We start from the raw sequence: 15373 nt of genomic DNA on the forward strand, positions 1-15373 counted from the left end.
TTAATCCACAGATAACTGCTGATGAGCTAAAATTAGAATCCTAAATTAAGATTTAAACCAAATGAGCGTACAGGAGGTAACTGGCCACCTTCGGTCCAGTAAAGCTCTGCTTCTGAAATATCGATTCCACCGCCAGCAGCACTATATAGCAATAATGGGTTACGAACGATGAAAGAAACTTTAGCTGATTTAATGGCTTTACCACTCAGGATTGTTTTAGGAACATTGTAACCTAACGACACCTCTCTTAGTTTTACGTAAGTCTGGTTATAAATCCAAGCTTCGTTGAAAGCAAACATTTTATCTTCATAGAATGATTGTGTTTCAACACGTACGGTATTTGGTTTGCCATCGGCAGTTACGCCCGGTAGTAAGATACCACCACCGGCCGACACGGGGTCACGTTTTGGGTTGCCTAGTTCGTTCAGGCCGGCTGTTTCGGCAGCTAAACCAGCGTAAGCATTAAACATACGGGTAGTTGAGAAGAACTTGCCACCTACGATGAAATCGATGTTTACACGTAGTGAGAAGTTTTTATAAGTAAATGAGTTTAAGAAACCACCTTTGAACAGAGGGAGAACAGAGCCTAGTTTTTTGGTATCCTGAACCAGATAGTGTCCGTCTGGGCCAACTACTCTTTCGCCTTTATCGTTAGTTACGTATCCTTTTCCTTCTAGCAAGCCCCATTGTTCGCCTACACGTGCATTTACGGTGAGGGTTCTCCAGGTTGGGCCACCTAACTGGTAGTTGTTCAGGCCAGCGGCTAGTTCTACTACTTTTGAGGTGTTGCGGTCAAGGTTGATGTCCATGTCCCAAGTAAAGCCCGATGGTGATTTAATTGGTGTAGCACCAATGTGTAGCTCTAAACCTTGTGTTTCAATCAAACCAGCGTTGATAAGTGTTGAGGTGTATCCGCTAGCTGCAGGAACCGACAACGGAATGATTTGATTTTTATTACGGTTTTTATAGGCTGTAAACTCCAGACTGATGCGGTTGTTGAGGAATTTCAGGTCAACACCACCTTCGTATGCCGACGAAAGACCCGGTTTCAAATCAGCATTTGGTAAACGTGTTGGTAAATATAACGTAGGGTTAGAACCAAACGGGTTACCAATAGAATAAGTTTGGTAAATCTGGTAAGGGTCAACGTCGGTACCTACCTGTGCGTAGCTGGCTCTGATTTTAGCAAACGATAACACACTGTTTTTTGGTAGTAACTCTGAAATAACTATGCTACCACCAACTGATGGGTAAATGTATGAGTTATGTGCTACCGGAAGCGTAGACGACCAGTCGTTACGAACGGTTCCTTCAAGGAAATAGATGTTATCGTAGCCTAAACTTACGCTACCATAAAGGCTGTTTACTTGTCGTTCAAAGAGGTTGTTTGATACCGCAGGGCGGTCTTTTGAAGCGGCTATGTTATAGAAGCCCGGAGACGTAAGCCCACCCACAGTAGCTTCTGACAATACGGTTGTTTTAGAGTAACGGATGTTACCACCGGCATTGGCTACTACTGATAATTTACCAAAAGCTTTATCGAGCGACAACAACGCTTCGTGGTTGTTTTCGTAACCAGTAGTTGCATAGTTTGCATAAGCACCCAAGCCACCGGCATTTAGGGTTCCGGTAGCAATTCTACCTTCGCCGTAGTAGTTTCTCCAGTCACGACGAGTCGTTACCGAAGCTGTCAGGAAGTCGAAAATCTGATATTTCAAACCGAAACTACCATAAATACGGTCGTTGTTGTTAAGGTTTGTATTTTCATACATTTGGGTGAAGGGGCTGTCCCAGTATTTTGGTTTAGGGTCTAGCGGGCCACCGATGTTCCAGCTTCTGAAAGTACCGTCAGGGTTTTTGTAGTTTCTTAAGTCTTCAATTTTTAACTGACGTTGGAACCACTGGTTGAATGAACCGATGGTTTGGTTATAACCCACAGCCGCTACCGGAGGGCCTGTTGGAAGCCCCGTACCGCCTGTTGTACCACCTGAAGAACCGTAGTTGTCGGCAGGTACGTTTCTGGCACGAGTAGCCGAGTAAGTAATATCGAGTGTAGCTGAAAACTTCTTGTTGAGGTTGAAAGTGTTTTTAGCACTGATATAGTCGCGGAGTTGCTTACTGTTCGGGATGATACCGTTGTTGTCAAGGTGTGTATATGAAACACGGCTCTGGAAGTTATCGCCACCTCTCGAGAAAGCAATGTTAGTGTTGTGGCTGAAAGGTTTCTCGAAGAAGTCTCTTACGTTATTAGGCGATGCCACGAAAGGAGTTAACTGCCCGAATTCAGGGCCTGGTTGCCACGAGAACGCCGAGCGGTGCATTGAGCCGTCGAGTCTTGGGCCCCAGCTTTCGTCAGCAGAGTAGTCAAGTAATTTTTGTCCGTTGAATGATGCCCATGAAGCTGGGTGAATAGCCGGATTGTATTCGAATGTTTCCCAGTCTTGCGAGTAACCACCACCGTATTCGTTTTGGTATTTAGGTAGAAGGGCTACGCGGTCCATAGTAGTACTATGGTTGATGGTAAAGGTGGTTTCGCCTGCTTTTGCACGTTTGGTTGTAATAACGATTACACCACCCGAAGCACGGTTACCATAGAGGGCTGTTGCAGAAGGCCCTTTCAGTACGGTAAGGTTCTCAACGTCATCCATGTTTACGTCAGAGATACTTCCTACTGGTGTGCCGTCAACTACATAGAGGGGGTCGCCACCGGTAAGTGAGTTTACCCCACGGATACGGATATTAGGCGAACCAAACTTAGCACCCGACTGGCCTAGTACGTGTACACCGGCAATTTTACCTGCTAGTGCATTACCTACGTTGGCATCACGCGAGACGGTCAGTTTGTCGGAGTTGATGGTTTGCGCGGTATAAGTAAGTGATTTCTTTTCGCGGGAGATACCCAAAGCCGTTACCACTACTTCGTTTAATTGAGCGGCGTCGCCTTTCAATGTTACGTTCACAACCGACATATTGCCGATTTCGACTGTCTGGGTTTCAAAGCCGATAAAGCTAAAAAGGAGCGAAGCACCTTTAGGTGCAGCAATTTTGTAATTACCGTCTGCGTCGGTTTGTGTACCTTTGTTAGTACCTTTTACCAAAACGCTTACTCCGGGTAAAACGGAGCCGTCATCAGCAGTAACTTTTCCAGTTACGTTCACTTCTTGGGCAAAGATGCAGCTTGCCCATACCAGCAAAAAGCAGGTGAGTAGGAGTCTCTTCATACAGTTCGTTAGTTTGTTTTAACTTGTTTTTTCTGTACAATTTTAATTGTACTTTAATGCTAAGTTAAAGGCTTTTTCTGAAAAGTGGGCATCCCATATAAAAAAATAATTCTGCTGCTGCGATGAATCTTGCGTTTTTAGCGACTGTCCTTAGCCAATTCTCGACAAGCTGCGGAAACATAATTTTAAGCCTAAAAGCTATTTTTATAGAAATATGGCAATAAAAAATATTATTTTTTTTCTAAAAAACAACAAAGGGGCCTACGAATAGGCCCCTTTGCGGGAGTTTTTGAGGTGGGCGAGTGTTAGTCTACATCCCAGAATATTTTTGTAGCAAATACATCAATTGTCCCTTGCGCTTTTACGTTGTCTCCGTTCGAGCCTGACTCAGTGTTAGGATAGAAGAAACGAAGCGGGCGTTTGGTTTCGCCTACTAACTGGATACTTTGCGGAGTGTTCGGAAGGTTTGTTCTTCTGTACTCTGCCCATGACTCTAAGCCATTGAAGTTAGTTAGGGCAATCCATTTCTGAATAGCAATAGCAGCAAGTTTATCAGTAGATGCGTTCCAGTCATAATTTGCAATACCACTACCTTTGTAAGCCTCGGCACCAGCTACGTTCGCTCCTAATACACGGAACGATTGTTTGATACCTTCTTCAAAGTATTCTTTAGCTGTTTTAGGTAGGGTTACATCGCTGTATCTTTGTTTTGCTTCTGCCAGTAAGAACTGAACTTCAGAAGCTGTCATAAGGATATAAGGTCTGTTATATTCTCCTTTTACGATAAGGCTTGGCCCAAGTGACACCGTGTTAGCTGGCAAGTAACCTGAACTCACACCGAAAGGTGTACCGTTGTAGTTAGCCGAGATTTCTTTTTGAACACTTGTACCCGGTGCATTACCGTTTTCGCCACCGTTAGCGTAGGCAATTCTCTTCATACGAAGGGTGTCGCCAGCAGCTTTAAGGCTGTTGATAAGGAACTGCGTAGGGCGTGGGTAGTTGTTCAAGGCTCTTTTAGCACCGTTGGCGTCATATCCCCAGCGGTCATACACAGGGTTTAGTTTACCAGCAGTAGCCAAGAAGAAAGTAGGGCCACCTACGGTTGCTTCTTCACCTGTTAAGAAACCTGAACCTTCGCTCACGATTTTGTTGATTTCTGGTTTGATGTACGCATCTCTGCCTGCAATTTTAGACTGACGAATCAGGATTCTCATTTTTAATGAGTTTGCAAATTGTACCCATTTGGTAGTGTTACCTTTGAACATGATGTCGGACCCAACAAATGCACCTGCAAAACTATTGGCTTTAAGCTCAGTAATGGCTTCGTCAAGTAATTTAATCAGGTTTTCGTAAATTGCTTTCTGGTCGTCAAATTTCGGAGCCAATGAAGCTGTTCCTTTAAGGGCATCAGTATAAGGAACGTTACCGTACATATCAACCAATTGCTGATAAAGCATGGCTTTCATTACTTTAGCGGGGCCTGTCAGGAATTTCTGATTAGCTGTTGCTGCATTCTGAATTACGAATTCGTAATCTTCAAGGTTATCGTAGTAGTTATCCCAGTAGTTAAAATCACCGTTGGTGAAGTTATACGCAAACTGAGTAGTGCTGATGATATACCCGTTTCCTTGTGTCCATTGGCCTGCCCAATAGAAACCGATTTCGTTTGAACCCTGGGCGTTGGTATTACCCGAAATGTTGTTCGCCGTTGTATTTAAGGCATTGGTAAATACGTAGTTTGGCGAGGCAGTTGGTAGGGAGTTAGGGTTTGTGTTGATGTCAAAGAAAGATTCTTTACAGCTACTACCAACCAAAACAACCAGTGCTGATATGAATAATGATTTTAATTTCATGTTTAGTCAATTATGATGTTGATTAAAATGTAAGGTTAATGTTCACACCGTACTGACGTACCGGAGGCGTTTGGCTGGTGTTGTTAATACCCAAACCGTTACCTGTTGTAAAGCTGTACTCAGGGTCAGTGTAATAGTTCATTTTGTCTACGATAGTAATCAAGTTACGTCCGTATAAAGCGATACTTGCACCAGAGAAAATTTTGGTTTTAGAAAGTACGCTTTGAGGAATACTGTAAGAAAGGTTAATGTCACGTAATTTGATAAACCACGCTTTGTTTACGAAGTTTTCAGAGATATTACGGTAGTTATCAACCCATAGGGCGTATTCTGGTTCACGAACTTTAACAGTTGTGTTAGGCACAACTTTGCCGTCAGAAGTTAAATAAGCCGAGTTAGGGAATATCTGGTCTGTTCTGTTGTCAGTCCATTTACCCGAACCAGTGAAAGTCATTTGTCTTCCCAAGTCGCTGTACATATAGTTTCCGCCACGATACTCGAAGTTAAACGTGAAAGCGAAGTTGCCATAGCTCATTCTTGAGCCTAAGCCTACAATATGGCGAGGGAGTGTACCACCTCTAGGTGTAAGGGTAGTTTGGCGTAATGGGTAACCCGTAGTTGCACTTACTAAACGGTAGCCTGAGCCATCTGGCGCATATTGGTAACCGTCAGTTTTCAACATTGGGAAACGAGAACCTTTAATAACGTTGGTGTTAGCATAAGAATAACCACCAATCTGGAATTCGTTGATACCCGGGTATAGTTCAAGTACTTTGTTATCGTTATATGAGTATCTCACGCTGGCATCCCACGAGAATTTGTTGCCTCTTGAGATAATATATTTGAACTCACCTTCGTAACCCCAGTTTTTAGTTTCACCTACGTTAATTAACAAGTTAGGGAAACCAGTAGTGTTAGGAACCTTCACGGTAATTACCTGTCCTTTTGAACGTTGGTTATAAGCCGATACGTCGATGTTGACTCTGTTGTCGAACAACTGGAACTCACCACCAAACTCATACGAAGTTACCGATTCTGGTTTCAGGTTAGCATCTGGCAAGGTGTTACCTACGGTTAAACCTACGGTGTTGCCATAAGGGAAGCCAGTACCGTTAGGGTATGTCAGGTCAAGACCATAGAACGGAATGTTGTCGTTTGCGTTTTTGTTGAAGTTGGCGCGTAATTTAGCGTAGTTCAACACATTGCTTTTAAGCGACGGGAAGGCGTCTGTCGGGATAAACGAAAGGGCAGCACCATAGTATGGGTATGACCAAAGGTTTGTTGGGCGCGTAGGTTTGTAGAACAACGAAGTTTGGTCATAACGGAAAGTACCGTTCAGAATTAACCAGTTTTTGTAGTTAGCTGTTAAGTCGGCGTAGTAACCCACACGACGTTGCAAATAAGTGTTTTCAAAACCTGTTAACTCACCCTGACGGTTAGAAACGTTGTATACATCAGGTACTACAATTGAGCTAGAACCTACCTGTACTTCTTTGATATAACGTTGGTAAACGCTATTACCTAGAATTAATTTATTAGAGAACGGGCCAAAATCTTTTTCTAACAAGAGTTGGAACTCGTTATTTACTACGTTTTCAGTTTTGGTGTAGTCAGTTACTGAACCTAAGATATCAGTAATGGCACGGTAGATACCGGTACCGTCACCGTCGCGGTAGAATGGCGGCGCAATAAAGGCTTGTGACTTGGCGTAGTCGCTGTACAAGAATTTACCAGTGGTGTTTTTCTGTGTACGTGAGTTGTTCATGATACCCAAGCGGTTGCTAAATGTAGCCCACGGCGTAGCTTTGTAAGTAAAGCTTAAATTACCAGAGATGTTGGCATCTTTGTAAACCTGACGGTTGTTATCTGCATTGAAATAAGGGTTATTATAATAATCATTATAGTAACCATTAGGGTTTGCAAATTTATCAGTTTGCCAGTCGCGGTACAGTGTATAATCAAGATTACCGGGCTGGTTAATCACATCATTATAGAAATCAGAAGAAGTTCTGTCATATTTTGCTTGTGTATAGCTCGCATTGAAACCAACAGATAGTTTGTTGTAGTCTCTGGTTGATGAGAGACGCGCACCTGTTCTTTCACTTTTATCGTGAGGTACAATACCTTGAATTTTCTGGTTTTCTAATGACATATAGAAAGTGCCGGTTTCGTCGCCACCTGAGAAGTTAATCTGGTTGTTCATAGAAACGCCTGTATCAAAGGCTTTAAAGCGCGAATTTTTAACAGCTGCATAAGGAACCATGTTAACACTACCATCTTCAACACTACGACCTAACTGACGGATTGAGCCATCGAATGGGTCACCGAATTGTTGGTTTTCATACGCACGCCAGTTGCCTTGCATACGAACGAGAGGGTCGCTGCTATAACCTGCCGAACCAAAAGATGGGTAATAGTGTGAACCTGAACCGTATTTTTCTTGGAACTGAGGCAAGAAGCTGATTTGCTCAAAGTTAGTACTGTTTGAGTAGTTTACTTTCAGTTTACCTTTTGAACCTCTTTTGGTTGTGATAACCATTGCACCGTTGATACCGGCCGAACCATACAAGGTTGCCGCCTGACCGCCTTTCAGAATCGAGATGTTGTCGATGTCGTTCGGGTTAATTAAAGCCAGCATTGTAGAGGTAGTCTGAATACCGTCTACTACAATCAGGGCTTCGTTGTTACCTGTTAATGAACGGAAACCACGTAATACGATTTTTACAGAGGGGTCAACGCTGTTGTTTACGTTGTAAACAGCCAAACCTGTTACTTTTCCTGAAAGAGCTTGTGCTAATTGAGGAGAACGACCTACTGTTACGTCTTCCGTAGTTACTTTAGAGTAGGCGTAACCTACTTCGCGAAGGTTTTTACGGATACCCTGAGCAGTTACAACCACTTCATTTAATTGAGCTGCATCACTTTTTAGTGTAACATCAATAGTACTAGAGCTACCGATAGCCACTGTTTGTGATTCGAAACCAATAAAGCTGAATAATAGAGATGCTCCTTTTTTGGCAGAGATTTTGTAAGTACCACTGGCGTCAGTCTGAACACCTTGATTTGTACCTTTTACCACGACACTCACTCCAGGAAGAATGGAGCCGTCATCAGCCGTAACTTTTCCAGTTACATTGACATTTTGGGCATAAGCATAGCTACCCCATACCAGCATCATGCAGGCAAGTAGAAGTTTCCTCATACAGTTTGTTTAGTTTGTTTTTTAGTTTAGTTTAAATAAATATGTGTGTTAGGCCACATATTGAAGCGTTAAATTAGAAACTTTTTTTTTCAAACTCTAAACAAATATGAAAAAAAAATTAATTTTTAATTTTAACAGTAAAAAAATGTGTATTTAACCAACTATTGTAGGATTATTTAAAGAAAGACCGTTTAATAAATAAAACCTGCACAGGGTAAATATTCTGTGAAACATCTGTTTTGTAAAATATTATTTTGGCATTTGGTTGCGCATAATCTTTGAAAGTAGTTTCGGAAAAAATCGCTTCAGGTAGACTGCCAGCACTTCTTTGCGGCCTATATAGACTTCTTCCTTCTGATGATAGATAGCATTGACAATGCTAGCGGCGCAGTCTTCCGGCGAAATGCCTCCGGCCTGATTCTGGTCCATTTTGCCATGCTTGCTGCCATCGCCGGCAATGGCATTAACCGAAATATTTGTATGAATATACCCCGGGCAAACGAGCGTAATACCGATGTTCTCTTTCCAGACCTCGGCCCTTAACGAATCAAAAAAACCATGTAAAGCGTGTTTGGTAGCACAATAGCCCGAGCGCATGGGTGTACCTACTTTACCCGATATACTACTGGTTACGGCTATATGCCCGCTTTTTTGCTGGAGCATGGCAGGTAATACGGCTTTGGTAAGGGCTATTACCCCAAAAAAATTAATATCCATAATTTTATGGTAAACCTCCATGTCGCTTTCGGCTACTGAGCTTCTCTGAGAAATACCTGCATTGTTGAACAGCACATCAATTCTGCCGAAATGTTTTAGTACTTCGCTTACTTTAGCCGGAAACTCGGCTGGTTTTTCGGCATCAATGGGTAATACCAGTACGTCGGTATCGGGTAATTGGGTGTTTTTCTTTACTCTTTGTAATTCTTCCTCACGTCGGGCCGAAATCACCAGTTTGGCACCTTGTTTTGCAAATTCATAAACGGTGGCTTCGCCAATCCCTGACGACGCACCCGTAATCCAGACTACCTTATCTAAAAATCTTTTCATTTTGGTTTAATTCTTTCAAGCGTCAAAAACTTCTATTCGTTCAATTTTGTTTAGATAAACTAAGGTTTTGCCATGATAATTCATTATATCTTGGTAAAAGCCCTAAATATTTCAGAACTTTGCAAAATAGTTGAAGAAAACATGGAAAAACAAGATATAAGAAGGCTTTCTGTTGACCAACTGAAAACGTGGCTCTCAGAAAATGGTGAGCAGGGCTTTCGGGCTAAGCAGATTTCAGAATGGCTTTGGAAGAAGTCGGCACGTAGTTTTGACGAGATGACGAACCTTTCGTTAAAAACCCGTGAATTACTGAAAGACAAATTCGAGATAAGGCCCGTATCTGTCTTGAGAAAGCAGGTATCAAACGATAAAACAATTAAGTCGGGTTTCAGGTTGTTCGATGGCAATCTGGTTGAAGGCGTGTTGATTCCGGCCGACGACCGCATGACGGCCTGCGTGTCGTCGCAGGTGGGGTGTTCGCTTACGTGCAAGTTCTGTGCAACGGGCTATATGCCCCGTAAGCGTAACCTTGATGCCGCCGAAATATACGACCAAGTGGTTCTGATAAAAGAACAGGCCGAGGCGCATTATCAGGCACCGCTTACTAATATAGTATATATGGGCATGGGCGAGCCACTGCTTAATTATGCCAGTGTGCTGGAGTCGGTCAATCGCATTACCTCGCCCGATGGGCTGGGGTGGTCGCCCAAGCGTATTACGGTCAGTACGGCAGGCATTGCCAAAATGATTCAGAAACTTGGCGACGACGAAGTGAAGTTTAATCTGGCTTTATCGTTACATGCGGCCAACGATACCAAGCGTAACGAAATTATGCCCATTAACGAAACCAATTCGTTGAAGAATCTGGCTACGGCCCTGAATTATTTCTATAAAAAGACCGGAAACCGCATTACATTTGAATACATTGTTTTTAATGATTTCAACGACTCGCTGCAAGATGCCAAAGAGTTATGGGAGTTTACTAAAAAAGTACCTGCCAAAGTGAATATCATTGAGTATAACCCCATTGCCGAAGCCGATTTTATTAATACTTCGGAAGATAAGCTGGGTAAGTTTGCCAAGTTTCTGGAAGACAAAGGCGTGATTGTAAACGTGCGCCGAAGCCGAGGAAAAGATATTGATGCCGCCTGCGGGCAACTGGCCATTAAAGAGCCTACTGCCGCCTAAAATTGGAAGAGGTGCCTTTTGGCACCTCTTTTTTTATGTGTGTAGCTTTTGTATAAAGATGTATAGAAAAAGGTAGCAGAAAGCGGTATGCTAACCGAGGCTGGTATTGAGCCATACGTTCAGGGCCAGAATAAGCAGTAGGTGTGCCAGTGTGGTTAAGACAGTAACCACCTCTTTTCTGGATTCGCGATGCAAGACATTGGTAAAGATGGCTCCAACCAGAATGATACTCCAGATGGCAATGCCAAAAAAGCGTATTTCAGGAAAAAGAATCGATACGGCTGCAATGATTTCAACCACACCTATTACCTGCATTATTTTTATCGGATACCCCCACGCGGCAAATTTTCTGATTTTGGCTGGTTCTGCAATCAGTTTTACATAACCATAATAAAAAGTAGGGCCTACAAAAAGGGCCACTAAAACCCAAAGAAGCGTAGTTAATAGTTCCATAATTAAGGTTATTTATTGTTTTCATGACAAAAATAAAACCAGCCATTGACAACAGTATGTCAGTAATGACCAACATTTTTTGAAATTTTTTTCATCTTTGTCGGTATCCTATTCAAGTGTTTTTTTAATGAAATTAAATATACCACAAGTGCTTTCAGCCTTGCCGTACGATGCCTATATTTGTTGAATCTATCTTTCTTCAATACACTTACGCAAACAACCCCATGAAACACCTTTTCCTTTCTCTTTTAGTAGGTTGCTGGGCTTTTGTTGCCCTTGCACAAGAGCCGGTTAAATATCAGCAGACAACCTCGATGATTCCGATGCGCGACGGCATAAAACTGTTCACTACCATTATTACGCCTACCAACGTAAAAAATGCCGTGCCGATACTCATGGTAAGAACTCCTTACAGTGCCGAACGCCCCGCCGACTTTGATATTACAGCATGGCCTTATGTGGGCAATATGGCTAAAGAAGGCTATATATTCGTGATTCAGGATGTACGCGGAAAATACAAAAGCGAAGGCACAATGGAAATTCATAGCCCACTTACACACGCACAAGACCCTAAGAGCGTCGACGAAAGTACCGATACCTATGATACCATTGACTGGCTCGTGAAAAACGTGGCTAATAATAATGGCAAGGTGGGGCTGCTGGGGGTGTCGTATCCGGGTTGGCTGGCGTTGGTTGGGGCTGTTGACCCACATCCGGCATTAAAGGCATCGTCGGAGCAAGCCTGTATGAGCGATTTATTTCTGGGCGACGATTTCCACCATAACGGAGCCTTCCGCCTGAGCTATGGCTTTGAATATACCTATGGCCTTGAAGCAGATAAAGGTGGTAGCTCATTTGAGTTTCCGCAATATGATTTATACGACTGGTACATTAAGCTGGGTTCGTTAAAAAACGTGAACGACAAGTATTTTCATGGAAAAATACCTACATGGAATAACTTCGTGAAGCATCCGAACTATGATGCTTTCTGGCAAAAGAACTCCCCGCTTAGTTATGTGAAAGAACCACAGGTGCCTATGCTGCACGTAAGTGGTTATTATGACCAAGAAGATATTCTGGGGCCACAACTGATGTATAAGCACATGGAGAAACAGGATAAAAACCAGATGAACTTTATTTGTCTAGGGCCGTGGAATCATGGGCAGTGGTCGCGCGCGAAAGCCGACACGCTGGGTAAAATCGGGTTTGGCAGCAATACAGCCGAATGGTTTCAGGCTTTTCAGAAGAAATGGTTCGACTACTGGCTAAAGGGCATTGGCAACGGCAATTTTGACGAAGCATACGCTTTCCAGACGGGCAGCAATCAATGGAAAAGCTATCAGTCGTGGCCACCCAAAGAGGCCAGTATCCAGAAACTTTATGCACACGCCAATAATACCTGCTCGTTTAGCAAACCTGCCAAAAATGGTACAGTTAGTTATATAAGCGACCCCGCCAAGCCTGTGCCTTACCGCACACCTCCTATCGAAATGACCTACGGGCGTGGCAGCCGCTGGGGGGCGTGGCAGGTGGAAGACCAACGCTTTGTGTATTCGCGGCCTGATGTGGTAAGTTTCAGAAGCGATTCGCTGACAGAGGATTTGACCGTAACGGGCGAAATTATAGCGCACCTTTTTGCCAGTACCACTGGTTCAGATGCCGACTGGGTAGTAAAACTGATTGATGAATACCCCGCTTTTGATAGCCAGAATTATGCCATGAGTGGTTTTCAGTTACCCGTAGCGATGGAGGTGCTCAGGGGGCGTTTTCATAAAAGTTTTGAAAAACCGCAGGCCCTGACTCCTAATAAACCCGAAGAATTTAAAATTGATTTGCATCAGATTAATCATACTTTCAGAAAGGGGCATCGGATACTCATACAGGTACAGAGTACGTGGTTCCCTGTAATAGACCGTAATCCGCAGAAATACGTGCCGAATATCTTTGAGGCCAAAGACAGTGATTTCACAAAGGCCGAACACAAAATCTATTGTTCGCCTGCAATGGCAACTTATATCGAATTGCCAGTAATAAAATAACCTATGCCCTTTTGTCAGGCATGGGCTGCATGAGCCTTTGCCTGACAGAGGCATATTTCATGCTGTTATAAAACCTGTGTGCTAACTAATAATGTCAAAAACGTAAATCAATGCAAACGCAAAATCGGCGGGATTTCAATAAACAACTATTAGGCACTGCCCTTAACTTTTTTCTTCTGGAAAGCCTTTTTTCCTCACAGGCGTTGGCTGCACCTGTAAAACCCATTGCAAACCATTGGGCAAAACAACTGAACGAAATCTGTCATGATTTAAAACTGGAAAAAATTACACCCGTACTGTGGCAAAGCCACGTTGAGAAACTCTTTAACCATATTGACTTGCCAGAACTGCTACAATTTATTGATTTTAATGCCCTGACAAAAAACTTTGAGTACCCCGACCTCGGCGTGAATACCCGAATGGTTAAGTTCCCTGAGTTGGAGGGGCTGCCCGAAAAAACTGTTTTTGTGAAGAAGATTTTCGGCATGAAAAAAGGGCGGGCTATTATTCCGCATGGGCATTCAAATATGTCGTCGGCGCATCTGGTGTTAAAAGGCGAATTTGCCTTGAAACATTACGACAAAGTAGCCGAAGAAGAAAAATACCTGATTATTAAACCGACTATCGAGAAAACGGCCAGAATATCTGCTGCATGAACTACTACTCTCCCTATTAATCCTAGAGTGTCTACAATTAAGTGCCTTTTGCGACAATTAATATGCTTGTTGCCATCTATTCCTATCTGTTGACTGACAAATTAAATAGATTTAACTGTTTGGCTATCAATCGCATCGGCGAACCGCACATAACAAACTTGGTGTTTGTTGTTTACCTTGCCGTTTCCTCTCTATTTTGTTTAGTTTGTTATTTAATCTCTCTAAGGTACCATTGGCTTTCTACTTACGAAAATAATAGTAGATAACTTGCCAGGTAGCTTGTTATTCAAGTTTCTCCATTGTGTCCCTGTTCTTAAAACTTCTAATATTCTATTAATCACATCACGTAAATTATGTTTGCGTTTGCGCAAGTACGATTAAAAACATACAGAATGTAATTATCAATGAGAGTTTCTTTCAATTATTTATTCAGGATCTAATCATATTTGAGTCTTACTTTGAAATAAATAAGGATTTTGCCACTTTATTTGGATTTAGTGAGGCCGACGGGCTTGATCCTTCAGTGCCTCATGCAGTCTTAAAAATTACTACTGAAGATTTATTGATAATTTTTAAGAACTATCAGGTTCTAACTAAATTTTCGTTGGGATTGCATGCTTAAATATTACAAAAAGAAGGGTATAGAAAAGGTACAAAAATAAAATCGATATAAAAACATTGAAAAATTAATAGAAGAAATAGCTTTTGCGTGAAGTAGAATGGAGTTCTCAAGCTCCTATGTGACCGGAAGTGGAAATAGTTATAAGGGTTTTTTATCAAATGGTCAAGAAGTTATTTTTTATATTGCAAGCCCAAATACTGCTCCTAACGGAGGCACTTGGATTCCATCAGTTTTTCCTGTATTTTAAAATAATGAAAATATTAGTCGGATTTATTATTGATACTCACCTAAGCTATACTTTGATTATTGAAGTGGAAGGCTTTCCAAGAGTAATTTTGAAATTTTCAGATATTCAAAATATAAATATTTTTAAAAAGAATATTTTGGAAATAGATTTTGAATCTAGCCCCAACTATTTAGATCAATTTGAATTTACCAAAAAAAACTTGATTATTAACAATCCCAATTTAAACGATAATTTACTGATTTTTTCCTTCTTTAAAAATATAAAGATTGAAAGTCAAATAAATGAAGCATTACTTAAGCTTTTGCTTCTTACTGAAGTGAAAGACCAGTTACAAAAAATTGAAAATAATGGAAATACAATAAAATCAGTATCCTATGAAATTCAAGTGATTAATCCTACGAACTCTTATGTCATTTGTACTTTGGAAATTATCTTCAATTTCGAGTCCACTGTAATTTCTAATGGCAAGAGAATTAAGATTAATGAATATTCAATCCAAACAGATGGTACCATACTATTAACTAACTCAACTTTAGATTTAGAATTAGCAATTGAATTAATAATTAAAAATATTCAAGAAGCTTTTGATGAAACTGTTGATTGTTATCAGCTACTTATTGAAGATCAAATAATGTATGATGCTTATTTTAAGATTAATAAGACATTTGCTACTTTATATGGATTTGTTGATGATGAAAATATTAATCCTTTAGAACCTTATTCTATTTCAAAAATAAACACAGAGGATTTATTAATAATTTTCAAAAATTATAAAATCATAACTAAGATTTCAAAGGAATTACGTCCTAGGTTATTATAGAAATTGCAGGAATATTGTTCGAGAT

The 15373-nt window shown here is 41.5% G+C and carries 9 protein-coding genes; 4 read left to right on the forward strand and 5 right to left on the reverse strand.

Translation table 11 applies throughout. The features are described 5' to 3' along the window. Positions 1-32 precede the first annotated feature (32 nt). From WAA15_RS11885 to WAA15_RS11900, 4 genes are all read right to left on the reverse strand, one after another. Positions 33-3221 (reverse strand): SusC/RagA family TonB-linked outer membrane protein, encoded by a 3189-nt coding sequence (locus WAA15_RS11885; RefSeq protein ID WP_337042975.1) that lies wholly within the window; start codon positions 3219-3221, stop codon positions 33-35. 305 nt (positions 3222-3526) lie between these two features. After that, on the reverse strand, positions 3527-5074 hold the full coding sequence (locus WAA15_RS11890; protein ID WP_337042976.1) for a SusD/RagB family nutrient-binding outer membrane lipoprotein: 1548 nt from the start codon (positions 5072-5074) through the stop codon (positions 3527-3529). Between the two features lie 22 nt (positions 5075-5096). Next, positions 5097-8276, reverse strand: coding sequence for a SusC/RagA family TonB-linked outer membrane protein (locus WAA15_RS11895; protein ID WP_337042977.1), 3180 nt, complete (start codon positions 8274-8276; stop codon positions 5097-5099). 249 nt (positions 8277-8525) lie between these two features. Next, on the reverse strand, positions 8526-9323 hold the full coding sequence (locus WAA15_RS11900) for an SDR family oxidoreductase (RefSeq protein WP_337042978.1): 798 nt from the start codon (positions 9321-9323) through the stop codon (positions 8526-8528). A 141-nt stretch (positions 9324-9464) separates the two neighbouring features. Here WAA15_RS11900 and rlmN point away from each other — a divergent pair, with 141 nt between their 5' ends. Beyond that, positions 9465-10511: a 23S rRNA (adenine(2503)-C(2))-methyltransferase RlmN gene (gene rlmN / locus WAA15_RS11905; RefSeq protein WP_337042979.1), complete on the forward strand. Its 1047-nt coding sequence runs from the start codon at positions 9465-9467 to the stop codon at positions 10509-10511. Between the two features lie 90 nt (positions 10512-10601). Here the strand turns inward: rlmN and WAA15_RS11910 are convergent, their stop codons facing one another. Then, positions 10602-10964: a DoxX family protein gene (locus WAA15_RS11910; protein WP_337042980.1), complete on the reverse strand. Its 363-nt coding sequence runs from the start codon at positions 10962-10964 to the stop codon at positions 10602-10604. A 224-nt stretch (positions 10965-11188) separates the two neighbouring features. Here WAA15_RS11910 and WAA15_RS11915 point away from each other — a divergent pair, with 224 nt between their 5' ends. From WAA15_RS11915 to WAA15_RS11925, 3 genes are all read left to right on the forward strand, one after another. Continuing rightward, the gene (locus WAA15_RS11915) at positions 11189-13003 is read left to right on the forward strand and encodes a CocE/NonD family hydrolase (protein WP_337042982.1); all 1815 of its coding nucleotides are present in this window, start codon (positions 11189-11191) and stop codon (positions 13001-13003) included. 110 nt (positions 13004-13113) lie between these two features. After that, the gene (locus tag WAA15_RS11920; protein WP_337042983.1) at positions 13114-13659 is read left to right on the forward strand and encodes a hypothetical protein; all 546 of its coding nucleotides are present in this window, start codon (positions 13114-13116) and stop codon (positions 13657-13659) included. Between the two features lie 873 nt (positions 13660-14532). After that, positions 14533-15348 (forward strand): hypothetical protein, encoded by an 816-nt coding sequence (locus WAA15_RS11925; RefSeq protein WP_337042984.1) that lies wholly within the window; start codon positions 14533-14535, stop codon positions 15346-15348. The last annotated feature ends 25 nt before the right edge of the window (positions 15349-15373 follow it).

Origin of the sequence: Emticicia sp. 17c (assembly GCF_037153985.1) — a bacterium.
Taxonomy (GTDB): domain Bacteria; phylum Bacteroidota; class Bacteroidia; order Cytophagales; family Spirosomataceae; genus Emticicia.

Coding starts and splice junctions, on each gene's coding strand:
- WAA15_RS11885 (WP_337042975.1), bottom strand. CDS start 3,221: ATGAAGAGACTCCTACTCACCTGCTTTTTGCTGGTATGGGCAAGCTGC.
- WAA15_RS11890 (WP_337042976.1), bottom strand. CDS start 5,074: ATGAAATTAAAATCATTATTCATATCAGCACTGGTTGTTTTGGTTGGT.
- WAA15_RS11895 (WP_337042977.1), bottom strand. CDS start 8,276: ATGAGGAAACTTCTACTTGCCTGCATGATGCTGGTATGGGGTAGCTAT.
- WAA15_RS11900 (WP_337042978.1), bottom strand. CDS start 9,323: ATGAAAAGATTTTTAGATAAGGTAGTCTGGATTACGGGTGCGTCGTCA.
- rlmN (WP_337042979.1), top strand. CDS start 9,465: ATGGAAAAACAAGATATAAGAAGGCTTTCTGTTGACCAACTGAAAACG.
- WAA15_RS11910 (WP_337042980.1), bottom strand. CDS start 10,964: ATGGAACTATTAACTACGCTTCTTTGGGTTTTAGTGGCCCTTTTTGTA.
- WAA15_RS11915 (WP_337042982.1), top strand. CDS start 11,189: ATGAAACACCTTTTCCTTTCTCTTTTAGTAGGTTGCTGGGCTTTTGTT.
- WAA15_RS11920 (WP_337042983.1), top strand. CDS start 13,114: ATGCAAACGCAAAATCGGCGGGATTTCAATAAACAACTATTAGGCACT.
- WAA15_RS11925 (WP_337042984.1), top strand. CDS start 14,533: ATGAAAATATTAGTCGGATTTATTATTGATACTCACCTAAGCTATACT.